This is a genomic window from Paracidovorax citrulli (genome assembly GCF_900100305.1).
Taxonomy (GTDB): Bacteria; Pseudomonadota; Gammaproteobacteria; order Burkholderiales; family Burkholderiaceae_C; genus Paracidovorax; species Paracidovorax citrulli.
Genome location: NZ_FNEY01000026.1, coordinates 14,896 through 39,072, shown reverse-complemented (window position 1 = coordinate 39,072; position 24,177 = coordinate 14,896). Strand labels below are relative to the sequence as shown.

The window sequence follows — 24,177 nt, the reverse complement described above, 5'->3', positions numbered from 1 at the left end:
GGGGCATGCTGCTCAATATCGCCGTCATCTGCCTGGCTGCCTGCGTCGGCGCCCTGATGCGCTGGGGGTTCGCACTCTGGCTCAATCCGGGCGGGCTCATTCCCTGGGGCACTCTGGCCGTGAACCTCATCGGGGGCTACTGCATCGGCATCGCGCTGGCGGTGTTCACCAGCCGCCCCGACATCGATCCCGCGTGGCGCCTGCTGGTGATCACCGGCTTCCTGGGAACGCTCACCACCTTCTCGAGCTTCTCCGGCGAAGTGGTGACCATGCTCATGCAACAGCGCTTCGGGCTGGCGTTCGGCACCATCGCGCTGCACCTGGGCGGCTCGCTGGCCCTCACCTGGGCCGGCATGCGCTCGGCGCTGTGGTGGCTGGCCCGCTGATTTGTCGCACACTTGCCACTGTTCCCGCATGGCCACGGCCGTGCCATCTTCCCTCCGCACCATCGCTTCCATGGAATCCAACACCGAACTCAACGAAAGCCGGCTGGCCAACGCCTGGGCCGAGCTGCACAACCATGCCGTGAACGGCAATCCCCTGCATGCGGATGCCTACCGGCTCGCCTTCGCGGACCCCGAATTCATGCTGCGCCGCGAAACGCGCGGCATCCGCTTCCAGCTCGAGATGCTCAAGCCCGACCTCGGCCAGACCGCCCAGGGTATCGAGAACACCGTGGTGGTGTACGGCAGCGCGCGCTTCCTGGCGCCCGAAGACGCCGCGCAGCAACTGGCCGATGCCGAGGCCAGCGGGGACGCATCCCGCATCGCGCGTGCGCAACTGGCCGTGCGCAATGCCCGCTACTACGACCTCGCGCGCCGCTTCGCCGGCGTCGTGGCGAACTACAGCCAGCAGCTTCCACCCTCTGACCGCATCTACATCTGCACCGGCGGCGGCCCGGGCATCATGGAGGCCGCCAACCGCGGCGCGCACGAAGCCGGAGCGCTCAACGTGGGCCTCAACATCGCCCTGCCGCACGAGCAGAGCGGCAACCGCTACATCTCGCCGTCGCTGTCCTTCAAGTTCCACTACTTCGCGCTGCGCAAGATGCACTTCATGATGCGCGCGAAGGCGCTGGTGGCGTTCCCTGGCGGCTTCGGCACGCTCGACGAGTTGTTCGAGGTACTCACGCTGGTGCAGACCGGCAAGGCCAGGCCCGTACCCATCGTGCTCTTCGGCACCGAATTCTGGAAAAAGCTCGTCAACTTCGACGCGCTGGTGGAACAGGGCACGATCTCGGCGGACGATCTGAACCTCTTCCGCCACACGGACGATCCGGAAGAGGCCTGGGGGTTCATCAAGGCGTTCTACAAATTGTGAGTGGACGCCCGGGCACGACGTCCGGCGCCTGGGGCGTTCGCGGGCAGCTTCGCACGTTGGACATGCATTTCGCGCGCGTCCTGGGCACAGCGCCCGACAGGCGAAGAATGGGGGCATACAAGACAGGAGCCCCAATGCCCCGCATCAACTCGAACACAGCATCTTCCAGCGCCAGTCAGGGTGCGTCCTCCAGCTACGCAGGATCGAGCACCACTGCGCGCCAGCGCACCAGCTCACGGCACACCGCCGCCGAAGGCGGACCTCCAGAACGCCCCGAATCGTCCAGTCGGGCGCGCACCGGCCATGAAGAACAACAGGGTCGCCTGCGAACCGCACTGCAGACGCTACAGCGCACGGCGCAGTCCGCGGCAGGCGAAGGCGCCCAACTGGCACGCGCAGGCGCCCGGGCGGGGATGGCAGCGGCACGCGGAGCCGCGAACCACCCCATCCTGACCACCGGCCTCACCATGGCGGCCGGAGGCGCCGCCTACTCCGTCGCCAGCGTAAGCCGCAATGATCCAGCATCGGCCGTGACCGGAGTCCGGGTGGCAAGCGCCGGCGTCACCCTGCTGCTCGCGCGCACCATGCTGATCCTGACGGGCGACATCATCCGGGATGCCGCGAATGCTATTGAGGCGCTGAGACAGGAGGCAGAACGGGAGGCCGCGGCCTCCGGCAGGAACACGATCATCAGCGCTGAACTGTTCAACGAGACCATGAACGAGGCCATGACGTTTGGCAATGAGCCCCCGCCTGCCGGGAGCCTCGCGGCCTTGGTGGGCAACCGCCTGCCACAGTTGACCGACCATCTCATGGATTTGCGCGCGGGAAGTGCGCGCCGAGAGGTCGTCGCCGCTCTTAACGCTGCACACGGGGACCTTGGTCAACTCATACGCGGGCTGCTGCACCTGATCGACAACGGTGTGCTTTCTTCGCGCCCCAATTCGGCCGGGATGCGCAGGGATCACTGATCAACGGCCCCCAGCCGGCGCGCCACCCTCGAACCCAGCCCCACGACACCCCCACCACCCAGAACAGTCCGGCCACGCCGATCAGCGCGCCGGCCGAGCCGAACAGCACGGGCATCGCCACGCTGGACGCATTGATCGCCATGAGGCGCAGGCCCAGCGCCTCGCCGTGGCGATGGTGGGGCGTGATCTGGTGCAGCATGCTCATGATCATGGGCTGCACCGAACCCAGCGCGAACCCCAGCAGCACCGAGCACAGGCCGAGCGCCCACGCGCTGGGCAGCAGCGGATAGACGGCGAAGAGCAAGGCGGTCGCCACCATGGCCCACGTCACCACGGCGGCCTCCTTCAGGCGCGCGGCCACGATCGGCATGAGCACGCGGATGGCCGCGGCCGCGATGGCGAAGGCACCGAGGATGGAGCCGATGACCGAAGCGGACAGACCCCGCTCGTGCCCCAGCAGCGGCACCACGAAGGTGTGCACGTCCCAGCAGGAGGACAGCAGCCAGTTGACGAACAGCAGCCGGCGGAACCCGGCATGGCCCAGCAGTTCCCAGGCGCGGGGGCGCGTGCCGCCTTCGGGCGCCACGATCGGGGGCAGCTCCACCGTGGCGCGCACCCAGAACCACGTCGCCACCGGCAGCATCGCCGTGAGTGCGAAGGCCGCGCGGTAGCCTTCGGTGCTGCCGGGCACGGGCCCCGCATGGTCGATCAGCAGGCCTGTGAAAAACGGCCCCACGAAGTTCGACACCGCCGGGCCGATGGCCAGCCAGCTGAACACCCGCCGCAGTTGCTCGGAATCGTGCGCCGCGCGGCCCACGTGGCGCTGCAGCGCGATCATGGCCGCGCCCGATGCCCCGCCGGTCAGCAGCGCGGCCAGGCAGAGCATGGGGAAAGCCGGCCAGACGAGCGCTCCGGCCGCGCCCGCGCAGGCCACGCCCACCGCCCAGCCGACCGGCCGCTTCAGGCCGTGGCGGTCGGCATACCGGCCCGCGGGCAGCGACAGGAATACCTGGGTGAGCGCGAACAGCGCCAGCAGGGTGCCCACGGCCGCGGCGCTGTAGCCCTCGCGCAGCGCCAGCAGCGGGGCCGCGAGGCGCATGCCCGTCATGCTGGCGTGGATGCATACCTGGCCGGCGATCAGCCGTGCGAGCGCCCCGTCCATCTCAGACCTGCCCCTGCGTCCCGGAATCCACGGGCGCACCCAGCGACGCGGCCGAGTCCTCCTGCGCGGCGGGCAGCTCCTGCACGTCCCGCAGCCGCCGCTGGATGGCGCGCGTGCGCACCCCCACCTCGTCGAACCGCTTGGCCGCGGCATCGATCGACTTGCGCGTGGCCTCCACCACATCGCCGAACTTGGCGAATTCCGTCTTCACCGCGCCCAGCAGCCCCCACACCTCGGAAGACCGCTTCTCGATCGCCAGCGTCTTGAAACCCATCTGCAGGCTGCTGAGCATCGCCGCGAGGTTCGCGGGCCCTGCCACCATCACCCGGCATTCGCCCTGCAGCGCCTCCACGAGGCCCGGACGGCGGACCACCTCGGCGAACAGCCCTTCGGTGGGCAGGTACAGCACCGCGAAATCGGTCGTGTGCGGCGGCGACACATACTTGGCGGCGATCTTGCGCGCCTCGAAGCGAACCGCGGCCTCCAGCGCGTTGCCCGCCGCGAGGACGGCCGCCTTGTCCGCCGCGTCGTGCGCGTCCAGCAGGCGCTGGTAGGACTCCACCGGGAACTTCGCGTCGATGGGCAGCCAGACCGGCTCCTCCTGGCCCCGCCCCGGCAGGCGGATGGCGAACTCCACCAGTTCGTCGCTGCCCGGCACCGTCTTCACGTTGCGTGCGTACTGCTCCGGCGCCAGCACGTTCTCGATGATGGCGCCCAGCTGCAGTTCGCCCCAGGTGCCGCGCGTCTTCACGTTGGTCATCACGCGCTTGAGGTCGCCCACGCTGGCGGCCAGCGTCTGCATCTCGCCCAGGCCGCGGTGCACCTGCTCGAGCCGGTCGCTCACCATCCTGAACGACTCGCCCAGCCGCTGCTCCAGCGTGGCGTGCAGTTTCTCGTCCACGGTGCGGCGCATCTCCTCCAGACGGGCCGCGTTGTCCGACTGGATGGCCGCGAGGCGCTCGTGCAGCGCGGCGCGCAGCGATTCCGAGGTCTGCGTCAGCTCGGCGCGGAAGGCGCCCAGGGCATCCGCCAGTTCGCGGCGGGCCACGGCGGCATCGGCCTGCGCCTGGGCCATCCGCTGCCCCAGCCTGGCCTCGAAGGCGTCGAAGCCTTCACGCAGTTCCGCGCGGCCCGAACGGGCATCGTGCACCGCCTGCGCGAGCCGTTCGTCCAGCACCTCCCGCTGGCCCTCCAGGTGCGCGTGCGTGGCCTGCGTGAAACCGCGCAACTGCTGGGCCATGCCTTCCAGCGCGCCGTCGTTCTTCGCCACGGCCAGTTGGGTGGCCTGGGCCACCTGCTCCAGGCGCTGCAGCCGCATGGCCCATTCGGGTGGAAGCTCGGGTCGGGGGCTGCGCAGCAGCAGCACCCCCAGGAGCACGGTGATGAGCGCGAGCAACGCGAACACCGCCAGCCATTCAATCGACATGCCAATCCAGACGTTTCGTTGTCAACTGCCGGCCCCGGGGACCGGCGGGCGATGGAGCGGCCCTCAACGGGGCCGGGGCGTGTTCACGGGCGTGAGCGCGCCGCGCCCATCGAAGAACGCGATCAGGTTGTCCGCCGCGAGGTTGGCCATCGCACGCCGGGTGGGCACCGTCGCGCTCGCGATGTGCGGCGTGAGCACCACGTTGGGCACCGTCAGCAGGTCCGGATGCACCTTCGGCTCGCCCTCGAACACGTCCAGGCCTGCGGCGGCGATGCGCCGCTCGCGCAGCGCCTGCGCCAGCGCGGCGTCATCCACGATGCCGCCGCGCGCGATGTTGATGAGGTTGGCCGTGGGCTTCATCTGCGCGAGCTCGGCCGCGCCGATGGCGTGGTGCGATTCGGGCGTGTACGGCAGCACGAGCACGAGGTGGTCCGCCTCGCGCAGCAGCTCCTCCTTGGACACATACCGGGCCTTGCACCCGGCCTCGAGCTCCGGCGGGAGGCGCGAGCGGTTGTGGTAGATCACGTTCATGCCGAAGCCGTGCGCGCCGCGGCGCGCGATGCCCTGTCCGATGCGCCCCATGCCCAGGATGCCCAGCGTGGAGCCGTGCACGTCCGAGCCCGCGAACATGTCGTAGCTCCACTTGCTCCAGCGGCCTTCGCGCAGGTAGATCTCGCTCTCGGTCACGCGCCGGGCCGTGGCCATGAGCAGCGCGAAGCCGAAATCCGCCGTGGTCTCCGTCAACACGTCGGGCGTATTCGTGGCCTGCACCCCTGCGGCAGTGAGCGCGTCCACGTCGAAGTTGTTGTAGCCCACGGCCATGTTGGCGACGATGCGCAGGCGCGGGCATGCCGCGACCAGCGCCGCGTCGATGCGCTGGCTGCCGGTGGTGAGGGCGCCGTCCTTGTCGGCGAGGCGCTCGGCCAGTTCGGCCGGGCTCCAGATCACGTCCTCCGGGTTGGCCTCCACCTCGAAGTGCCCGGCGAGGCGGTTCACCACGTCGGGGAAGATGGCACGGGCAACGAGGATGCGGGGTCGGGTCATGGACGTGGATTCCTGGTGAAAGAAGGACGGGGCCGAACCGCGTGGAGCGGACTGACGGACGGACGGACGCGCGGTGCGCCGAAGCGCGGCGGATCAGGCCGGGGCGGGTATCTCGAACACCTGCCGCAGGTAGGCGAGGTATTTCTCGTCGTCGCACATGCCCTTGCCGGGCGTGTCGGACAGCTTGGCCACGGGCTGGCCGTTGCAGCGCGTCATCTTGATGACGATCTGCAGCGGCTCGCAGCCCAGGTCGTTGGTCAGGTTGGTGCCGATCCCGAAAGCGAGCTGGCAGCGCCCGTGGAACTGCCGGAACAGCTCGATCGTGCGCGGCACCGTGAGCGCGTCGCTGAAGATCAGCGTCTTGGTGAGCGGATCGACGCGGTTGCGGCGGTAGTGCTCCAGCAGCCGCTCGCCCCAGGCGAACGGATCGCCGCTGTCATGCCGCGCGCCGTCGAACAGCTTGCAGAAATACAGGTCGAAATCGCGCAGGAAGGCGCTCATGCCATAAACGTCGGACAGCGCGATGCCCAGGTCGCCGCGGTATTCGCGCGCCCACATCTCGAAGCCGTAGATCTGGCTGTCGCGCAACCGCGGGCCCAGCGCCTGGCAGGCCTGCAGGTATTCGTGCGCCATGGTGCCGAGCGGCGTGACCCCGAGCTTCATCGCATAGAGCACGTTGCTCGTGCCCGCGAACTGCCCGGGCCCCGCGCGGCCGTCGGTGCGGCGGTCGCCCGTGCCCAGGCGGGCCAGCAGCACGCGCAGCACCTCTTCGTGCCAGGCGCGGCTGAAGCGCCGCCGGGTGCCGTAGTCGGCGATCTTCAGCTCCCCCAGACCGTCCGCCTGCAACTGGGCGATCTTGGTGTCCAGCCGGCGGCGGCCCTCGGGGAAATCCGGCACCTTCTGCGTATTGCGGAAGTACACCTCGTTCACGATCGCCAGCACCGGGATCTCGAACAGGATGGTGTGCAGCCACGGCCCGGCGATCCGGATGTCGATCTCCCCCGAGGCCAGCGGCGTGACGGTGATGTATTTCTCGTTGAGGCGGAACAGCCCCAGGAAGTCCACGAAATCGCTCTTCACGAAGCGCAGCGAGCGCAGGTACATCAGCTCCGCGTCCTGGAACTGCAGGCTGCAGAGCGAGCGGATCTCGTCGCGGATCTCGGCCGCATACGGCGCGAGCTGCACGCCGGGGTTGCGGCACCGGAAGCGGTATTCCACCTGCGCTCCGGGAAACTGGTGCAGCACCACCTGCATCATGGTGAACTTGTACAGGTCGGTATCGAGCAGGCTGGTGATGATCATGGAAGAGGCATCGGCGCGCGGCCCGGCGGCGGGGCCGGGGCGCGGAAGGGAAAGCTGCAGGCGCGCCGTGCATTGTGTCACCAAGCGCGCCATCGCGTGCGCGCGCCCAGGCACCGCGGCCGCGCCCTGCCCGCCGGCGCGGGCTGTGCAGTTCCACGATGCGGGCCGGACACCCCCGGTCTCTCCCGCGGCCCCGGCGAACCACCTATGCTTGCGGGGCGCCCCGGGAAGGGAGCCTCCCGGAGACCGCGCACCCCTCAACCATCCTCCACCAACAAGAAAGCGATTCCGGATGCATAGCCTCGGCAAGCCTCACTCACCATCTTCCCTGCCCCCCGCATGGGGCCTTCCCGCAGCGCTGGCTGCCGCGCTGCTGGCCCTCTCGGGCTGCGGCGGCAGCGGCAGCGGCGGAACGGCCCTCGTGCCAGGCCAGGACAACGCCTGCGCCGTGACGAGCGACAACGGACTGGTCACGGTCGGCTCCGGCCTGCCGGGCGACCCGGCCGCGCCCGAGCCGGCTTCGGGCTACCGCGTCGGCAAGACCGCGGTCCATGCGAAACAGTACATGGTGACCACGGCCAATCCGTACGCATCGCGTGCCGGCTGCGAGGTGCTGAAGAAAGGCGGTTCGGCCGTGGACGCGGCCGTCGCCGTGCAGATGGTGCTCGGGCTCGTGGAGCCGCAATCCTCCGGTCTCGGAGGCGGCGCCTTCATGCTGCATTACGACGCCGTCCAGAAGAAGGTCCAGGCCTACGACGGCCGAGAGACCGCCCCGGCGGCCGCGACCGCCAACTACCTGCGCTGGGTCAGCGACACCGACCGCACCGCGCCGCAGCCGGGCGGCGCGCGCGCCAGCGGGCGCTCCATCGGCACGCCGGGCGCGGTCCGCATGCTCGAGCTGGCCCACCGCGACCACGGGCGTCTGGCCTGGGGCGACCTGTTCCAGCCGGCCGAGCAACTGGCGCGCGACGGCTTCCCCATCGGCGGCCGCATGGCCGCGGCGATTTCCGGCTCCGCCTCCGGCCTGGCCCGCGACGCGGAAGCCGTGGCCTACTTCTTCAATGCCGATGGAACACCCAAGGCCCTGGGCACGGTGCTGAAGAACACCGCCTACGCCGACACGCTGTCCGCCATCGCCCGCAACGGCGCCGATGCCTTCTACACGGGCCCGATCGCCCAGGGCATCGTCGCGAAGATCCAGGCCACCAGCGGCGGCTCGCCGGCCGTCGCCATCACGCCGGGCCTGACGCAGCTGAGCGACCTGGCGGACTACCGCGCCAAGCGCCGCGATCCGGTCTGCACCACCTACCGCGACTACTGGGTGTGCGGCATGTCGCCCCCCTCCTCCGGCGGCATCGCCGTGGCCTCCGCGCTCGGCATCCTGGAGAACTTCGATCTTTCGCGACACAAGCCCACGGCCATCGACATCGAGGGAGGCAAGCCCACGGTGATGGGAGTGCATCTCGTGAGCGAGGCGGAGCGCCTGGCCTACGCCGACCGCGACAAGTACGTGGCCGATACCGACTTCGTCCCCCTGCCCGGCGGCTCCCCCGCGCGCATGCTCGACAAGTCGTACCTGCGCGCGCGCGCCGGCCTGATCAGCACCACCCGCAGCATGGGCACCGCCACGGCGGGCGATTTCGGCACCGCCGCCGCCGGGGTCGTGCCGCTCGAGGAACGCGGCACCACGCACTTCACCATCGTGGACAAGGAGGGCAACGCCGTGGTCATGACCACGACGGTGGAAGCCAGCATGGGCTCCTTCCACATGACCCGGGGCTTCCTGCTGAACAACCAGCTCACCGACTTCGCCTCCACGCCCACGGATGCCTCGGGCGCGCCGGTCGCCAACCGCGTGGAGCCCGGCAAGCGCCCCCGCAGCTCCATGGCCCCGACCCTGGTGTTCCGCAAGGCTGCCGACGGCGGCATCGGCGAGTTCGTGATGGGCACCGGCTCGCCCGGCGGCGGCACCATCATCCAGTACGTGGTGAAGACCGTGGTCGGCGCGCTCGACTGGGGCCTGGATGCGCAGCAGGCCACGTCGCTCGTGGACTTCGGCGCCAGCAACAGCGCCACCACCTCGGTCGGCGGCGAGCATCCGAACGTCAACACGGCGAACAACGGCAACGATGATCCCCTGATCACCGGCCTGCGCGCGCTGGGCCATACGGTCTCGACCTCCGCCCAGTCCAGCGGCACGGCCACGATCCTGCGGGTGAACCGCAACGGCGCCAGCGTGCTGCAGGGCGGCGCCGATCCGCGGCGCGAAGGCGTGGTCCTGGGCGACACCTTCAAGCCCTGACGCACCGGCATCCGGTGCCGGCTGTCGTCGGCGCCGGATGCGGCAGCCGCCGGATGGCCCGCCTCAGCGGGCCGCGGCGTTGGCCGGGCCGAGCGGCTCCAGCGCCCGGCGCAGCGGCTCCGGCAGCGTCCGCGGCCGGCGGTCCTCCCGGCCCACATACACATGCACGAAGTGGCCCGCGGCGGCCGAGAGCGGCTCGCCCCGGGCGAACAGCCCGACCTCGTAGCGCACGCTGCTCGAACCCAGGTGCGCGACGCGGATACCCGCCTCGATGGTCTGCGGGAACGCCAGCGGCGCGAAGTAATTGCACTGCGTTTCCACCACCAGACCGATGGTGTCCCCGCCATGGATGTCGAGTGCGTCCTGCTCGATCAGGTAGGCGTTCACGGCGGTGTCGAACCAGCTGTAATAGACGACGTTGTTGACGTGCCCGTAGATGTCGTTGTCCGCCCAGCGGGTGGTGATGCTGCGGAACAGGGGATAGCGGTCGCGCGCCTCGGGCGCGCGCCGCGGCGCCGGCGGGGCGGCGCGAGGCGTGGCGGTGGTCATGGCGGCCCATTCTGCCAGCCGCACCTGGAAGGACGGCTCCTGCGGCGCAGGCGGCATTTCTGGAGGAACGACTCTAAACATGCTGCAGTGCAGCAAAAAGGCTTGCACCACGAGGCAAAGTCTCTAGAATTCGTCCCATGCTGCACTGCAACATGAACATGGCGTAGCGCGGTTCCATCCACTTCGCTTATGTCCGCCCCCCGGACTGTTTTCAGAGGAGATACCCATGTCGCTGACCCCCGAGCAACTCATCGCTTCCCAGAAGGCCCACCTGGACACGCTGTTCGGCCTCACGAACAAGGCCTTCGAAGGCGTCGAGAAGCTGGTCGAACTGAACGTGACCGCTTCGCGCGCCACCCTGAGCGAAGCCGCCACCCACACGCAGGCCCTGCTGTCGGTCAAGGACGCCCAGGAACTCCTCTCGCTGCAAGCCGCCTTCTTCCAGCCCCTGGCCGAGAAGACCGCCGCCTACAACCGCCACCTGTACGAAATCGCCTCCGGCACCACCGCCGAGTTCGGCCGCGCCTTCGAAGCCCAGGCCGCCGAGATGCAGCGCAACTTCAGCAACCTGGTGGACACCGCTGCCCGCAATGCCCCCGCCGGCACCGAAACCGGCGTGGCCGTGTTCAAGAGCGCCGTGTCCGCCGCCAACAACGCCTTCGAAACCGTCCAGAAGGCCGTCAAGCAGGCCAGCGACGCGGCCGAAGCCAACTTCAACGCGGTGACCAACACGGCCACCGCCAATGCTGCCACGGCCACCAACGCCGCCGCAGCAGCCACCTCGGCCGCCATGCGCAAGCGCTGAGCCGCGGGCCTACCCGTTGTCTCCTTGGATCCTCCGAACGCCACGTTCCTGGATCCATTTCAAAGCCCGGCACCTGCCGGGCTTTTTTTACGCCCGCACGGAGGCCATGCCAGCACCACGCCCACGGAGGCGGGAACATTCTTGCGATGCCAGACTCCAATGATTGCAAATGCGATGAATTCGCATTTATAATGCATCGTCATCCACACCAGCCAAGACTGCAGCCCCATGATCGTTTGTGTATGCCGCCGGGTTTCTGACCGGGAAATCGCACGCCACGCGCATGCGGGGTTGAGCTTCGACGAAATCCAGTTCGAACTCGGCGTGGCCACCCAGTGCGGCCGCTGCGAATCCTGCGCGCGCGACGTCGTCGCCCGCTGTGGCACCAAGCATTCGGTGGCCGCCCTGCACAAGGAAGAGATCGCGCCGCAGACCATCCAGCTCGCCCAACCCATCCTGGAGAGCAAAGCATGGAACTCCTCTGCATCCTCGCTGGCAGCCTGATCCTCGTCGTAGGATCCATGTGGTGGATCTTCCATAAGTAAGCAATTCCTCTTTCCTCCTGCACTGCCCGGCGATGCCCAACCGCGCCGGGCCTCCTTCCACTGCGCAGGCAGACACCCCTTTCCTATGTCCCAGTTTGATCGCTATGGCTCCCCCGGGGGCGTGAGCCGCAATGCGGTGATCGCAGGTTCGGTCGTATTGCTGCACGTCGCGGGCCTCTGGGCCCTGCAATCCGGCCTGGTGCGCCAGGCCGCCGAGATCATCGTTCCCGCGGAAGTGCTCAGCGAGTTCATCACTCCGCCGGCACCTCCGCCACCGCCCGCGCCACCGCCCCCGAAGCCGGCGCCGCCGCCTCCCAAGCCCGCGCCCCGCACGCCGGCTCCCCGCCCCGCGCCCATGCCCGTGGCCATCCCGGATCCCGCGCCCGCGCCGAACGCGCCGGTCGGCATCACCGAGCCGCAGCCTCCCGCACCTCCGATCGCTGCCCCGCAGGCACCGCCCGCGCCACCGCCGGCACCGCCCGCGCCGCCGGCGCCTCCCAAGATCGAGTTGCCGTCCAGCGACGCGGCCTATCTGAACAACCCCAAGCCCACCTATCCGGCGATCAGCCGCCGGCTCGGCGAGCAGGGCAAGGTCGTGCTGCGGGTGCTGATCGGCACGGACGGCCTGCCTCAGAAAGTGGAAGTCAACAAGTCCAGCGGCTTCGACCGGCTGGACCGCCAGGCGGTCGATGCCGTGATGCGCTGGAAATTCGTGCCCGGCAAGCGCAACGGCGTGCCGGAAGCCATGTGGAACCTCGTTCCGGTCAATTTCGTCCTCGATTAAACGTCTCGCAACCTTTTTCAGCTTCAGGAGTTCTCATGGAATCGCATTTCGGCATTGCCAACGTATGGATCCAGGGTGATTTCGTCACCCGGGCCGTCGCCGTGCTGCTGCTCGGCATGTCGCTCGCCTCGTGGATCGTCATCCTCATCAAGGCGCTGGACATCATCAAGTTCAAGAAACATGCCCGCGGGGCGCGCGACTTCTGGCACAGCGAAGACTTCGCCGCCGGCATGGAAAAGCTGGGCAACGATCCGTCGAATCCGTTCCGGCATCTCGCGCTCGAAGGTCGCGAAGCCACCGCGCACCACCGCAACACCAAGGCGCACCTGCACGACAGCCTCGACGTGAGCGACTGGATCACGCGCAGCCTGCGCAACTGCATCGACGAATTCACCGCCCGCCTGCAGTCGGGCCTGGCGGTCCTGGCTTCGGTCGGATCCACCGCGCCGTTCATCGGCCTCTTCGGCACCGTCTGGGGCATCTACCACGCCCTCGTGGCGATCGGCGCATCCGGCCAGTCCACCATCGACAAGGTGGCCGGCCCCATCGGCGAGGCGCTCATCATGACCGCGCTGGGCCTGGCGGTGGCCATCCCCGCGGTGCTGGGCTACAACGCGCTGGTGCGGGGCAACAAGTCCATCCTGAACGGCCTCAACAGCTTCGCGCATGACCTGCACGCCTACTTCGTGACCGGCGCCCGCGTCAGCGCCCCTGCCGACCAGGGCAAGGTCCTGCCCATCAAGAAAGGCTGACGCGCCATGGCATTCGGAACCCAGGACGACGCCGACGAGGTGATGAACGAGATCAACATGACGCCCCTGGTGGACGTCATGCTGGTGCTGCTCATCATCTTCATCATCACCGTGCCCGTCATGAAGCATGCCGTGCCGGTGGACCTGCCGCGCGCCTCCGCCGAGCGCGAGAACGTCAAGCCCGAGACCATCCGCCTCAGCGTCACGGCCGACGGCAAGTACCACTGGAACGAGACCGACATCGGCGACGAGGAGCTGGAGCCCCGCCTGAAGGCCGAGGCTGCCAAGGACCCGCAGCCCGATCTGCACATCCGCGGCGACAAGGAAGTGCGCTATGAACGCGTGGCCCAGGCCATGGCGGCCGCGCAGCGCGCCGGCGTTCGCAAGATCGGCTTCGTCACCGATCCGCAGTGAGGCAACAAATACTTGCAATAAAGCCGGGGCCGGCCTTGACGCTCAATTGAGAATGGTTATCATTAATTCATTGCCAACGCACCGAGGATCCGAAACCATGCATGCCAGCCTGACCGCCCTGTCCCCCTCCGCAGCCTTTTTCGGCGCCCCGGGCGTCGCCGACCGGCAGGCGGACACCCATGGCCGCACCTCGTCCGCGGCGCCCGCGGTGGACAGCAGCGAACTGCTCAAGGGGCAGAAGACCGTGGCGATCTTCCACAACGGCTCCATCTACCGCCTGCAGGCCACGAAGCTCGGCAAGCTGATCCTCACCAAATAGGTTTCATCGTGGGGCGACTCCCGGACCGCCTGCCGGTCCGCCGGGTCGTATTCGCCAGCCAACGGTTCGCCCGCGTAGCCAGGCTTTTTTTCCCACAGCGCCTCCCAAAGAAAAACCGGCCTTTCGAGGCCGGTTTTTTGCTTGTGGTCTGCACCGCGGGAGTGCGGGCGCCGGCGCGGGCCGGATCAGAGGCCGATGGCCGCGATGCCGGCGCGGGCGATCTGCGCGTCCTCGCTGGATTTCACGCCGCTCACGCCCACGGCGCCCAGGCACTGGCCGTCCTTCAGGATCGGCACGCCGCCTTCGAGCATCCCGTCGATGAAGGGTGCCGTCAGGAAGGCGGTGCGGCCGCCGTTGATGATGTCTTCGTACACCTTGCTCTCGCGGCGGCCCAGGGCGGCCGTGCGGGCCTTGCCCGGGGCGATGTGCGACGACAGCGGTGCGGCACCGTCCAGGCGCTGCAGCGAGAGGAGATGGCCGCCGTCGTCCACGATGGCGATGGTCACCGCCCAGCCGTTGCGCACGGCTTCCGCCTCCGCGGCGGCAGCGATTTTCTTGACGTCGGCGAATTCGAGTTCGGGTTTGGTCTTCATGGGATCCGGTGGAATGGAAAACGGATGGAGGATCGGCAGGCCGCGACCGCGTCCGGCCGGTACGGAACCTGCGGAGGATATCTCCCGCGTCGCCCTCCACCGGGCTGTCCATGGCAAAACACTGCATCCCAAAAGGTCGGGAGTGGCAAAGGTTATTTGAAAGCGGGCTGGAAGCCACCACCTAGAATTTGCCGGTCTGCACTTCGCAGGCCTCAACAGGCAAAGGGAGCAAGAGAAGATGAATGATCAAGTCACCGTTCTGGGCTCTGCGGGCTACGGCGTATCGCAGGAGCAGCGGCAGCGTGTGCTGCGCAATACCTACTGGCTGCTCGCACTGAGCATGGTGCCCACGGTGCTGGGCGCCTGGCTGGGCGTGGCCACCGGCATCACGCAGTCCCTGCGGGGCGGCGTGGGCCTGATCGTCTTCCTGGGCGGCGCCTTCGGCTTCATGTTCGCCATCGAGAAGACCAAGAACTCGGCGGCCGGCGTGCCGGTGCTGCTGGGCTTCACGTTCTTCATGGGCCTCATGCTCTCGCGCCTGATCGGCATGGTGCTGGGCTTCAAGAACGGCACCGACCTCGTCATGACGGCCTTCGCCGGCACGGCGGGCGTGTTCCTGGTCATGGCCAGCCTCGCCACCGTGATCAAGCGCGACCTCTCCGGCATGGGCAAGTGGCTCTTCGTGGGCGCCATGGTCCTGCTGGTGGGCTCGGTCATCAACGTGTTCGTGGGATCCTCGGCCGGCATGATGGCCATCTCGGTGGCGGCCATCGGCATCTTCAGCGCCTACATGCTGTACGACCTGAAGCAGATCATCGACGGCGGCGAGACCAACTACATCAGCGCCACGCTGGCGCTGTACCTGGACGTCTTCAACGTGTTCCAGAGCCTGCTGGCCCTGCTCGGCATCATGGGCGGCGAGCGCGACTGACGCCCCGGCACGCACCGGAGGGCCCCGGGCCCTCCAGCAGCAGGAAGGCCTCCCCCGCGGAGGCCTTTTTGCTTTTCCTCAGGATGGGCGCACGCAGGCCTCAATGATCGGGCGCAGCGGCCGATAATGACTGGAACATGCCACACCGCCACACAGCCCCCTCCTCCGCCCGCCGCCCGCCCGGCCGCCGGCTTTCCTGGCTCGTGGCGTGCGCAGCGGCACCGCTGCTGCTGTCGGCCTGCGACATTCCCGGGCTGGGGCCCGATCCACGCACAGTGCAGAAGGAAGCCGAGGCCAAGGCGATCGGCGGCGCCTGCCGCCACGCGCTGCGGGGACTGGAGGACTGCTTCACCCTCAACCCCAAGGCCTCGAAGGCCCAGGTGTTCGCGGGCTGGAAGGAAATGGACCAGTACATGCGCGAGAACAAGCTGGAGGGCGCGCCCTCGGTGCTGGGCAACCTGGAGAAGCCCCCGACCACCCCGGCCCGTCGCGCAGAGGAAGGCCGCGCGGAGGAAACCCGCGAAGGCGGGTCGGGCCGCAGCCGGAGCTGAAGCCGCATTCGCACTGCAGGCCCGCCGGCCGGCCCGGCCAACCCTTCAAGGCCTGCCGTTGGGCCACTCAAGCAGCAGCACCCGGTTCCGGGAACGCATTTCCGATCTCACACGCGTTCGAACACCGCCATGCTCTCGACATGCGCCGTGTGGGGGAACATGTTCACCACGCCGGCCGCCACGCAGCGGTAGCCCGCCTGGTGCACCAGCAGGCCCGCGTCGCGCGCCAGCGTGGCCGGATTGCAGCTCACGTAGACGATGCGCTGCGGCGGCGTCCAGCCTTCGGCCGACGCGGGCAGCGCCGGGGCATCTTCCGCGCCGATGCGCGCCTGGTGGATGTCGGCCAGGGCCTTGGCGAGCGCGAACGCGCCCTCGCGCGGTGGATCGACCAGCCATTTGTCGGCCACGCCGTCGGCGATGAGCATTTCGGGCGTCATCTCGAACAGGTTGCGCGCCACGAACGTGGCGGGGGCCAGCGCCTGCCCCTGCGGCCGGTCGTCCTGGTTCTTGCGGTAGTTCTCGCGCGAGCGGGCCACCAGCGCCTCGCTGCCCTCGATGCCGACGACTTCGCGGGCCTGCGTGGCGATGGGCAGCGTGAAGTTGCCCAGGCCGCAGAACCAGTCGATCACCCGGTCGGTGCGGCCCGCATCCAGCAGGCGCAGCGCACGCGTGACCAGCACGCGGTTGATGTGCGGGTTGACCTGCGTGAAGTCGGTGGGCTTGAAGGGCATGGTGATGCCGAAATCCGGCAAAGCGTAGTTCAGTTGCGGGCCGCCCTCGTCCAGCAGGTGCACGGTGTCCGGACCCTTGGGCTGCAGCCACCACTGCACGCCATGCGCGGCGGCGAAGGAGCGCAGCCGGCCCAGGTCGGCTTCGGACAGCGGCTCCAGGTGGCGCAGCACCAGCGCGGTGACGTCATCGCCGCAGGCCAGTTCGATCTGCGGGCAGGTGTCGCGTGCGTCCATGGACGCGATCAGTGCGCGCAAGGGCAGCAGCATGGCGCTCACATGGGGCGGCAGCACCGGGCAGACTTCCATGTCGGCGATGTAGCGGCTCTTGCGCTCGTGGAAACCCACCAGCACCTTGCCCTTTTTCTCGACGTGCCGCACGGCCAGGCGCGCGCGGTAGCGATAGCCCCAGGCAGGCCCTTCGATGGGCCGCAGCACGGTTTCCGCCTTCACCTTGCCCAGGTGCCAGAGGTTGTCTTCCAGCACGCGCTGCTTGACGGCCACCTGGGCGCCGACGTGCAGATGCTGCATCTTGCAGCCGCCGCAGGCGCCGGCATGCAGCCCGAAATGGGGACACCCCGGGCGCACGCGCTGCGGGGATTCGCGGTGGATGGCGGTGAGGCTCGCCTGCTCCCAGTTGTTCTTCTTGCGGTGGGTGCTGGCACTCACCCATTCGAAGGGCAGTGCGCCATCGATGAAGACGACCTTGCCGTCGGGCCTGCGGGCCACGCCCTGGGCGTCCATGTCCATGGAGGTGACTTCCAGCCAGCCGGGCGGGAGGTCGGTACGCCCCTGCACGGGCGCGGAGGAAGATGGGTCCTGGAGGATCTCGGGATGTTCTGTGGGGTCGCTCATCCCCCGATTGTCTCAGGCCGGCCGCAGTGGCCGGTCAGCTGCGCGCAGGGCGTACCAGCCGCGGCACGGGATCGGAAGGCGGCAGGCCCACGCGGGAGCCGGGCACCGAGGCACTGGCGGGAAGGCGGTTGAATTCGATCTGGCAATCGCTGCTGTCCAGCGAGAAGACCAGGGTGGAACCCGGCGCGACGCGCGGCAGGGTCTGGTGGATCTGCTGCGCGAGGTCCACCGGGGGCGTCTGCGACCGGTAGATCACCTGCTGGCTGGAGGAATAGACCACGTAGCACGCGGCGGAGGCCGGGGCACTCCACAGTCCCGCGGACAGCGCGGCGGCGGCGAACAGGGCGGAACGGCAGGCGGACATCGGCAGAGCTCCTGGGTAGGGGTGGCGGGACGGGCCGGAACCGGTCGGCGCGACGCCGATTATTGCGGACTTTGCGGCATGCGCGGGCCGGCCAGGGACTCAGGAGCGCGCGGCGCGTTCGTCCAGCGCGAGATGGAAGGAGTGCTTGACCTCTTCCATCACCGCATAGGTGCGCGTTTCGCGCACGCCGGGCAGTTGCCACAGCACCTCTCCGGCGAACTGCCGGTAGGCGTTCATGTCGGCCTGCCGGGTCTTGAGCAGGTAATCGAAACCGCCCGCCACCATGTGGCACTCCATGATGGCCGGGTGGACCTGCACCGCGGCCTTGAACTGGTCGAACACGTTGGGCGTGGTGCGGTCCAGCAGCACCTCGACGAACACGAGCATGCCGGCGCCGAGTTTCTGCGGATTGAGCCGCGCCTCGTAGCCCAGGATGTAGCCCTCGCGCGTGAGCCGCTGCACCCGCGCGAGCACGGCGGTGGGCGACAGGGCGACTCGTTCGGCGAGCTTGATGTTGGAGATGCGGCCGTCGTCCTGCAGGATTGCCAGGATTCTGCGGTCCACCCTATCGATTTCATCCACGTTACCTCCGATCCATAGTGAAACATTCATTCATGATCGGTATTTTTGCGCATTAATTCAACCGACTCGGCGAGATGATCGCAGGCATTCACTCCACCTTCGTCCCGCCCCCGGACCGCTCTGCCATGAACGCCCCGCACCCCTCCCTGCATACCCGGCCTTTCTCGGCCTTCGCGCCGCGGCCCGCGACTGCGGCCGCGCCGCTGCGCGACGCGATCACCGCGGCCTGCCGCATTCCCGAGCCGGAGGCCGTCGCGCCCTTGCTGGAAGAAGCGCGCATCGACGGTGCCGCGGCCCGGCGCGTGCATGCCCTGGCACTGCGGCTGGCCGGAGGCCTGCGCGAGCGCAAGGGCGCGGGCGGCCGGGCCGGCTGGGTGCAGGGCCTGCTGCAGGAGTTCGCGCTCTCCTCGCAGGAGGGCGTGGCGCTGATGTGCCTGGCCGAAGCCCTGCTGCGCATTCCCGACAGCGCCACGCGCGACGCGCTGATCCGAGACAAGATCGGTGGCGGCGACTGGGAGTCGCACCTGGGCAAGAGCCCTTCGCTGTTCGTGAATGCGGCCACCTGGGGCCTGCTGCTGACCGGCAGGCTGGTGGCCACGCACAGCGAACAAGGCCTGGGCGCGGCGCTGCGCCGCATCACGGCGCGCGGCGGCGAACCGCTGGTGCGCAAGGGCGTGGATGTGGCCATGCGCATGATGGGCGAGCAGTTCGTGACCGGCGAGACCATCGCCCAGGCGCTGGCCAATGCCCGCCCGCGCGAGGCCCAGGGCTTCCGCTATTCCTACGACATGCTGGGCGAAGCCGCGCTCACCGCGGCCGATGCCGAGCGCTACCTGCAGTCGTACGTGGACGCGATCCATGCCATCGGCAAGGCGTCCGCGGGCCGCGGCGTGTACGAGGGCCCCGGCATTTCCATCAAGCTGTCGGCCCTGCATCCGCGCTACAGCCGGGCCCAGCACGGCCGGGTGATGCAGGAACTCCTCCCCCGCGTGCTGGGGCTGGCGGAACTGGCGCGCGGCTACGACATCGGGCTGAACATCGACGCCGAGGAAGCCGACCGGCTGGAGATTTCGCTGGACCTGCTCGAAGCGCTGTGCGCAGCGCCATCGCTTGCCGGCTGGAACGGGATCGGTTTCGTGATCCAGGCCTACCAGAAGCGCTGCCCGTTCGTGATCGACCACGTGATCGATCTCGCGCGCCGCACCGGCCACCGCCTGATGGTGCGGCTGGTCAAGGGCGCGTACTGGGACAGCGAGATCAAGCGGGCCCAGGTGGACGGGCTGGAGGACTACCCGGTCTATACGCGCAAGGTGCACACCGACGTGTCCTACATCGCCTGCGCGCGCCGCCTGCTCGCGGCGCCGGACGCCGTCTATCCGCAGTTCGCCACGCACAACGCGCACACGCTGGCCGCCATCCACGAGCTGGCCGGCCCGGAGCGCTACACGCCGGGCCAGTACGAATTCCAGTGCCTGCACGGCATGGGCGAGCCGCTGTACGAGCAGGTCGTGGGCGCTGCGGGGCTGGACCGGCCCTGCCGGGTCTATGCGCCCGTCGGCACGCACGAGACGCTGCTGGCCTACCTGGTGCGCCGGCTGCTGGAAAACGGCGCCAACACCTCGTTCGTGAACCGCGTGGCCGACGCCACCCTGCCGCTGGAGACCCTGGTGGCCGACCCGGTGGCGGCGGTGGACGCGGAGCCGATGCCGGGTGAGGTGAACCCGCGCATTCCGCTGCCGCCCGCGCTCTATGGCCCTGCGCGCCGCAATTCCGCAGGGCTGGACCTCGCGAGCGAAGCGGTCCTCGCGCAGCTGTCCGATGCCCTGCAGCGCCACGCGCACCAGGACTGGGAGGCGGTACCGCTGCTCGCCGGGCCGGTGCAGGCAGGACCTCGCCTGCCGGTACGCAACCCCGCCTGGCATGCGGACGTGGTGGGCACGGTGCAGGAGGCGAGCGCAGGCGACGTGGACCAGGCGCTGGGGTGGGCGCAGGCGGCGGCCTCCGCCTGGGCCGCGACGCCCCCTGCGGAGCGGGCCGCCGCGCTGCGCCGCGCCGCCGACGCGCTGGAGCAGCGCACACCCGCCCTGCTGTCGCTGCTGGTGCGCGAAGCGGGCAAGACCTGCGCGAACGCCGTGGCGGAGGTGCGCGAGGCGGTGGACTTCCTGCGTTTCTATGCGGCCCAGGTGGAGACGCTGTTCGGCACGGAAACAGGCAAAGACGCATGGGCGCCGCTCGGCCCCGTGGTATGCATCAGCCCCTGGAACTTCCCGCTCGCCATCTTCATGGGGCAGGTGGCGGCCGCGCTCGCCGCCGGCAACGTGGTGCTGGCCAAGCCCGCCGAGCAGACGCCGCTGGTGGCGGCCGAGGCGGTGCGCATCCTGCACGGCGCCGGCGTGCCGCGCGCGGCCGTGCAGTTGCTGCCCGGCCAGGGCGAGACCGTGGGTGCCCGGCTGGTGGGCGACGGGCGCGTGATGGGCGTGCTGTTCACCGGCTCCACCGATGTGGCCCGCATCCTGCAGCGCAGCGTGGCGGGCCGCCTGGACGCTACCGGCCGGCCGGTGCCGCTGATCGCCGAGACGGGCGGCCAGAACGCGATGATCGTGGATTCATCCGCCCTGGCGGAGCAGGTGGTGGCGGATGCCGTCGCCTCGGCCTTCGACAGCGCGGGACAGCGCTGCTCGGCGCTGCGGGTGCTGTGCCTGCAGGAGGACGTGGCGGACCGCGTGCTGGAGATGCTGCGCGGCGCCATGGCGGAACTGCGCATCGGGCGGCCCGACCAGCTCGCCACGGACGTGGGCCCCGTGATCGACGCCGAAGCGCGCGACGGCATCCTGCGCCACGTGGCGGCCCTGCGCGAGCGTGGCCGCGCGGTGCACCAGGTGCCCGTGCCGCCGCATGCCGGGGCCGAGGGCACCTACGTGCCGCCCACGCTGATCGAATTGAAGGACCTGTCGGAGCTGGAGCGCGAGGTCTTCGGCCCGGTCCTGCACGTGGTGCGCTATCCGCGCAGCGGGCTGGACACGCTGCTGGACCGCATCGCGGGCACCGGCTACGGCCTCACCCAGGGCCTGCACACGCGCATCGACGAAACGGTGGAACGCGTGCTGCGCCGTGCCCGCGCGGGCAATCTCTACGTGAACCGCAACATGGTGGGCGCGGTCGTCGGCGTGCAGCCCTTCGGCGGCGAGGGCCTGTCGGGCACGGGGCCGAAGGCCGGCGGTCCGCTGTACCTGCTGCGACTGGTGGCACAGGCACCCGGCGGCGCTGCGCGGGCAGCCATCGCCGCGATGGCCGCCCCGGACACCGGTGAAGGCCATGCGCCCGCCGCCCCGGCCCCGCTGCAGGCCCTGGCGGACTGGGCACGCAGCGCCGGCCAGGGCGCGCTGGAAGCGGCCTGCCGCCAGTTCGCGCAGGACACGCCGGCCGGCAGCCTCCGCACGCTGCCCGGCCCCACGGGAGAGCGCAACCAATACGGCGTGGCACCGCGCGAACGCATTCTTTGTCTGGCCGATGCCGATGCGGACCGGCTGCTGCAGCTGGCCGCCGTGCTGGCCGTGGACGGGCACGCCGTCTGGCCTTCGGCCGCGGCCACGCTGCGCGCTACTCTGCCGGCGACGGTGCAGGAGCGCATCGTGCTCGTGGCGGACTGGCGTGCGCCCGCGGTGGCCGTGGATGCCGTGCTGCACCATGGCACCGAGGCATCGCTGCGCGAGGTGTGCCAGGCGATGGCCGCGCGGCCGGGGCCGATCGTCGGCGTCGCGGGCCATGCGCCCGGCGATGCCGCGGTGCCGCTCGAACGCCTGGTCCTGGAGCGCGCGGTCAGCATCAACACCGCGGCGGCCGGCGGCAATGCCAGCCTCATGACCATGGAGTGAGCCGGCAGCCGGCCCCGGGCGGTCTCAGCCTTCGGCCACGGCCGGAGCCGGCCGCGACAGTCCCCGCACGACATGCACCACCTGCGGCTGGTCCACCAGCACGCAGGGCTTTCCGGTGCGGCGGCAGTGGTCCTGCACGCGCCAATAGTCGTCGTGGCCCACGCAGCCGGTCTGACAGATCACGAAATCCGCGGCCCGCAGGCTGGCCTCGAAGGCCGCCGCGTCGCCGGGCAGGCTGGAAGCCGCGCCGGGCTGCCCGGCATCGCCCGAAGGGGGAGATTCCCCCGGGCCGAAAGGCTGTGCCACCAGCGCCCCGCCCGGTCCGCGCGCGATGCACACCACGGCGTGCGGAGCCGGCATGGCAGGCTCCGGCCGGCCGGCCGCCCCCTTCCCCGCTCCGGCGGCATGCGCCGCGCCGGCCCGCGCGGCCGCGCGCCACTGCCAATGCAGCACTTCCCGCATCAGGTTCTGCAGCCGCTGCGTGAGCCCCTCCACCTGCCGGGCCAGGGCCCGCCGACGGCGCAGGCCGGGCAGTGCCTCTTCCTGGCTGCGCCGATCTTCCCGTGCATACGCCAGCGCGGTTTCCGCCACGAGCGCGCGCGCCCGCAGCTTCACCACCTCGGCCTGCAGCGCCTCGATACGCCGCGCCTGCTCCGCCAGGTCCCGGCTGCAGCGCTGCTGCGCCCGCCCGTACTCCGCCAACAGCGCTCGATGCTCATCCAGCACCGGTTCCGGAAAACCTTCCATGCAACGCTCCTCCAGAAGGCATGGCCGGAGATCATGCAATGACCATCCGGCTAAAGAATGTATTGATAAGCATTCTCATTTAATGCTACACTGCCGTCAATCGCTGCCGCCACTCGCCACTTACGGCGTGGCAGCCACCCAGACAGGTTTCATCGTGGGGCGACTCCGGACCTGCACCAGGTCCCAAGGGTCGTTTTTGCCAGCCAACGGTTTGCCCGCGTAGCCAGGCTTTTTTTGCGATGCCCTGTCCAGGCTCACATGGTGCCGCTGCCGCGCCGCAGCAGCACGATCACGAAACACGCCCCCAGCCCCGAGGTCACGATGCCCACGGGCAGTTCCTGCGCGCCCAGCAGCGATCGCGCAGCAAGGTCGCTGGCCAGCAGCAGCGCGGCGCCGAGGGCCGCGGCCGCCATGGAGGATGCGCGGTGCAGCGGCCCGGCCATGCGGCGCGCCAGATGGGGCACCATGAGTCCGACGAATCCGATGAGGCCCGTGAGCGCCACGCAGCAGGCGGTGGCGAAGGCCGCCACCACGAAGGCCTGGCGGCGCAGCCGCTGCGGTTCCACGCCCAGGCTGTGGGCGGTGTCATCGCCCGCCAGCAGCGCATCGAGCGCCCGGTGGCGCCGTGCGATGAACAGCGCCGGTGCCAGCAGTCCCGCTCCGGCCAGCCAGAGGTTGTCCCAGCGGGCGAGGCCCAGCCCACCCAGAGACCAGAACACGACGGAATGGGCTGCGCGCTGGTCTCCCGCGAAAATCAGCGCGTGGGTCAGCGCCCCGAAGAGAAACGATACCGACACCCCGGCCAGCACGATCCGCGCGGGCCCCTGTCCCTGGCCGCCCTGCGCGATCAGCAGCACGGCCCCGGCGGCGACCAGGGCCCCCGCGAAGGTGGCCAGCGGCAGCGTCCACATGCCCAGCGCGCTCCCGGCCAGGGTGATGACGGCGACGGCGCCCGCGGATGCCCCGGACGACAGCCCGAAGAGGAACGGGTCGGCCAGGTCGTTGCGCGTCGTCGTCTGCAGCAGGCTGCCCACGAGGGCGAGCGCCGCGCCCACGGCCATGGACAGCAGCACGCGCGGCAGGCGCAGATCCCGCACGATGGTCTGCGCCATGGCGCCCGTGCCCTCAGCCTCGCTGGCGCCCAGGGCGGAAAACACGTCCTGCCAGCCGACCTCCACCCCGCCAGACTTGAGCGACAGCAGGGCCAGCGCCGCGAGCGCCAGCCCCAGCAGGCCGGGCATCCAGCGCCGCCAGCG

General features: G+C 69.6%; 23 protein-coding genes and 1 pseudogene. 13 read left to right on the top strand and 11 right to left on the bottom strand.

The genetic code is table 11. From position 1 onward, the window contains the following. Nucleotides 1-5 precede the first annotated feature (5 nt). From crcB to BLR99_RS22700, 3 genes are all read left to right on the top strand, one after another. On the top strand, nt 6-386 hold the full coding sequence (gene crcB / locus BLR99_RS16580; RefSeq protein WP_011796365.1) for a fluoride efflux transporter CrcB: 381 nt from the start codon (nt 6-8) through the stop codon (nt 384-386). Nucleotides 387-456: 70 nt separating this feature from the next. Continuing rightward, nucleotides 457-1,320: an LOG family protein gene (locus BLR99_RS16575; protein WP_041828074.1), complete on the top strand. Its 864-nt coding sequence runs from the start codon at nt 457-459 to the stop codon at nt 1,318-1,320. A gap of 134 nt (nt 1,321-1,454) precedes the next feature. After that, nucleotides 1,455-2,291: a hypothetical protein gene (locus BLR99_RS22700; protein WP_011796367.1), complete on the top strand. Its 837-nt coding sequence runs from the start codon at nt 1,455-1,457 to the stop codon at nt 2,289-2,291. Here the strand turns inward: BLR99_RS22700 and BLR99_RS16565 are convergent. From BLR99_RS16565 to pncB, 4 genes and pseudogenes are all read right to left on the bottom strand, one after another. Then, nucleotides 2,285-3,453, bottom strand: a pseudogene (locus tag BLR99_RS16565) (MFS transporter). The gene BLR99_RS22700 and the pseudogene BLR99_RS16565 overlap by 7 nt on opposite strands. A gap of 1 nt (nt 3,454) precedes the next feature. Then, complete coding sequence (locus tag BLR99_RS16560) at nt 3,455-4,879, bottom strand: DNA recombination protein RmuC (RefSeq protein WP_011796369.1); 1,425 nt, start codon at nt 4,877-4,879, stop codon at nt 3,455-3,457. A gap of 63 nt (nt 4,880-4,942) precedes the next feature. Continuing rightward, a complete protein-coding gene (locus tag BLR99_RS16555) occupies nt 4,943-5,923 on the bottom strand; it encodes a 2-hydroxyacid dehydrogenase (RefSeq protein ID WP_011796370.1) in 981 nt (326 codons plus the stop codon). Nucleotides 5,924-6,016: 93 nt separating this feature from the next. Continuing rightward, the gene (gene pncB, locus BLR99_RS16550) at nt 6,017-7,225 is read right to left on the bottom strand and encodes a nicotinate phosphoribosyltransferase (protein WP_011796371.1); all 1,209 of its coding nucleotides are present in this window, start codon (nt 7,223-7,225) and stop codon (nt 6,017-6,019) included. Between the two features lie 292 nt (nt 7,226-7,517). Here pncB and ggt point away from each other — a divergent pair, with 292 nt between their 5' ends. Further along, nucleotides 7,518-9,527 carry a gamma-glutamyltransferase gene (gene ggt, locus BLR99_RS16545; protein ID WP_011796372.1) on the top strand — a complete coding sequence of 670 codons (2,010 nt, stop codon included), beginning with the start codon at nt 7,518-7,520 and terminating at the stop codon, nt 9,525-9,527. A 63-nt stretch (nt 9,528-9,590) separates the two neighbouring features. Here ggt and BLR99_RS16540 read toward each other — a convergent pair whose 3' ends face one another. Beyond that, nucleotides 9,591-10,076 carry an acyl-CoA thioesterase gene (locus BLR99_RS16540; RefSeq protein WP_041828076.1) on the bottom strand — a complete coding sequence of 162 codons (486 nt, stop codon included), beginning with the start codon at nt 10,074-10,076 and terminating at the stop codon, nt 9,591-9,593. 226 nt (nt 10,077-10,302) lie between these two features. On the opposite strand from BLR99_RS16540, the gene BLR99_RS16535 reads away from it, so the two are divergent. From BLR99_RS16535 to hemP, 6 genes are all read left to right on the top strand, one after another. Then, nucleotides 10,303-10,881, top strand: coding sequence for a phasin family protein (locus tag BLR99_RS16535; protein ID WP_011796374.1), 579 nt, complete (start codon nt 10,303-10,305; stop codon nt 10,879-10,881). A 228-nt stretch (nt 10,882-11,109) separates the two neighbouring features. Beyond that, nucleotides 11,110-11,385: a (2Fe-2S)-binding protein gene (locus BLR99_RS16530; RefSeq protein ID WP_011796375.1), complete on the top strand. Its 276-nt coding sequence runs from the start codon at nt 11,110-11,112 to the stop codon at nt 11,383-11,385. A gap of 126 nt (nt 11,386-11,511) precedes the next feature. Further along, nucleotides 11,512-12,210, top strand: coding sequence for an energy transducer TonB (locus tag BLR99_RS16525; protein ID WP_011796376.1), 699 nt, complete (start codon nt 11,512-11,514; stop codon nt 12,208-12,210). Between the two features lie 35 nt (nt 12,211-12,245). Beyond that, nucleotides 12,246-12,962 carry a MotA/TolQ/ExbB proton channel family protein gene (locus tag BLR99_RS16520; protein ID WP_011796377.1) on the top strand — a complete coding sequence of 239 codons (717 nt, stop codon included), beginning with the start codon at nt 12,246-12,248 and terminating at the stop codon, nt 12,960-12,962. A gap of 6 nt (nt 12,963-12,968) precedes the next feature. Continuing rightward, nucleotides 12,969-13,376 carry an ExbD/TolR family protein gene (locus BLR99_RS16515; RefSeq protein ID WP_011796378.1) on the top strand — a complete coding sequence of 136 codons (408 nt, stop codon included), beginning with the start codon at nt 12,969-12,971 and terminating at the stop codon, nt 13,374-13,376. Between the two features lie 97 nt (nt 13,377-13,473). After that, on the top strand, nt 13,474-13,695 hold the full coding sequence (gene hemP, locus BLR99_RS16510; RefSeq protein ID WP_017438665.1) for a hemin uptake protein HemP: 222 nt from the start codon (nt 13,474-13,476) through the stop codon (nt 13,693-13,695). A 185-nt stretch (nt 13,696-13,880) separates the two neighbouring features. Here hemP and BLR99_RS16505 read toward each other — a convergent pair whose 3' ends face one another. Continuing rightward, complete coding sequence (locus tag BLR99_RS16505; protein WP_011796380.1) at nt 13,881-14,288, bottom strand: GlcG/HbpS family heme-binding protein; 408 nt, start codon at nt 14,286-14,288, stop codon at nt 13,881-13,883. Nucleotides 14,289-14,526: 238 nt separating this feature from the next. Here BLR99_RS16505 and BLR99_RS16500 point away from each other — a divergent pair, with 238 nt between their 5' ends. Together BLR99_RS16500 and BLR99_RS16495 are read left to right on the top strand one after the other, a co-directional pair. Further along, nucleotides 14,527-15,219 (top strand): Bax inhibitor-1/YccA family protein, encoded by a 693-nt coding sequence (locus BLR99_RS16500; RefSeq protein ID WP_011796381.1) that lies wholly within the window; start codon nt 14,527-14,529, stop codon nt 15,217-15,219. Between the two features lie 137 nt (nt 15,220-15,356). After that, a complete protein-coding gene (locus BLR99_RS16495) occupies nt 15,357-15,770 on the top strand; it encodes a hypothetical protein (RefSeq protein ID WP_017438666.1) in 414 nt (137 codons plus the stop codon). Nucleotides 15,771-15,877: 107 nt separating this feature from the next. Here the strand turns inward: BLR99_RS16495 and rlmD are convergent, their stop codons facing one another. From rlmD to BLR99_RS16480, 3 genes are all read right to left on the bottom strand, one after another. Next, on the bottom strand, nt 15,878-17,353 hold the full coding sequence (rlmD, locus tag BLR99_RS16490; protein WP_011796383.1) for a 23S rRNA (uracil(1939)-C(5))-methyltransferase RlmD: 1,476 nt from the start codon (nt 17,351-17,353) through the stop codon (nt 15,878-15,880). 34 nt (nt 17,354-17,387) lie between these two features. After that, nucleotides 17,388-17,717 (bottom strand): hypothetical protein, encoded by a 330-nt coding sequence (locus tag BLR99_RS16485; RefSeq protein ID WP_011796384.1) that lies wholly within the window; start codon nt 17,715-17,717, stop codon nt 17,388-17,390. Nucleotides 17,718-17,816: 99 nt separating this feature from the next. Next, nucleotides 17,817-18,329: an Lrp/AsnC ligand binding domain-containing protein gene (locus tag BLR99_RS16480; protein WP_011796385.1), complete on the bottom strand. Its 513-nt coding sequence runs from the start codon at nt 18,327-18,329 to the stop codon at nt 17,817-17,819. Nucleotides 18,330-18,424: 95 nt separating this feature from the next. Between BLR99_RS16480 and putA the strand changes: the two genes are divergently transcribed. Next, a complete protein-coding gene (gene putA, locus BLR99_RS16475) occupies nt 18,425-22,174 on the top strand; it encodes a trifunctional transcriptional regulator/proline dehydrogenase/L-glutamate gamma-semialdehyde dehydrogenase (protein WP_048857767.1) in 3,750 nt (1,249 codons plus the stop codon). Between the two features lie 24 nt (nt 22,175-22,198). Here putA and BLR99_RS16470 read toward each other — a convergent pair whose 3' ends face one another. After that, complete coding sequence (locus BLR99_RS16470) at nt 22,199-22,921, bottom strand: DUF2325 domain-containing protein (RefSeq protein WP_011796387.1); 723 nt, start codon at nt 22,919-22,921, stop codon at nt 22,199-22,201. A 254-nt stretch (nt 22,922-23,175) separates the two neighbouring features. After that, the gene (locus BLR99_RS16465; protein WP_074687378.1) at nt 23,176-24,162 is read right to left on the bottom strand and encodes a FecCD family ABC transporter permease; all 987 of its coding nucleotides are present in this window, start codon (nt 24,160-24,162) and stop codon (nt 23,176-23,178) included. Nucleotides 24,163-24,177: the final 15 nt, after the last annotated feature.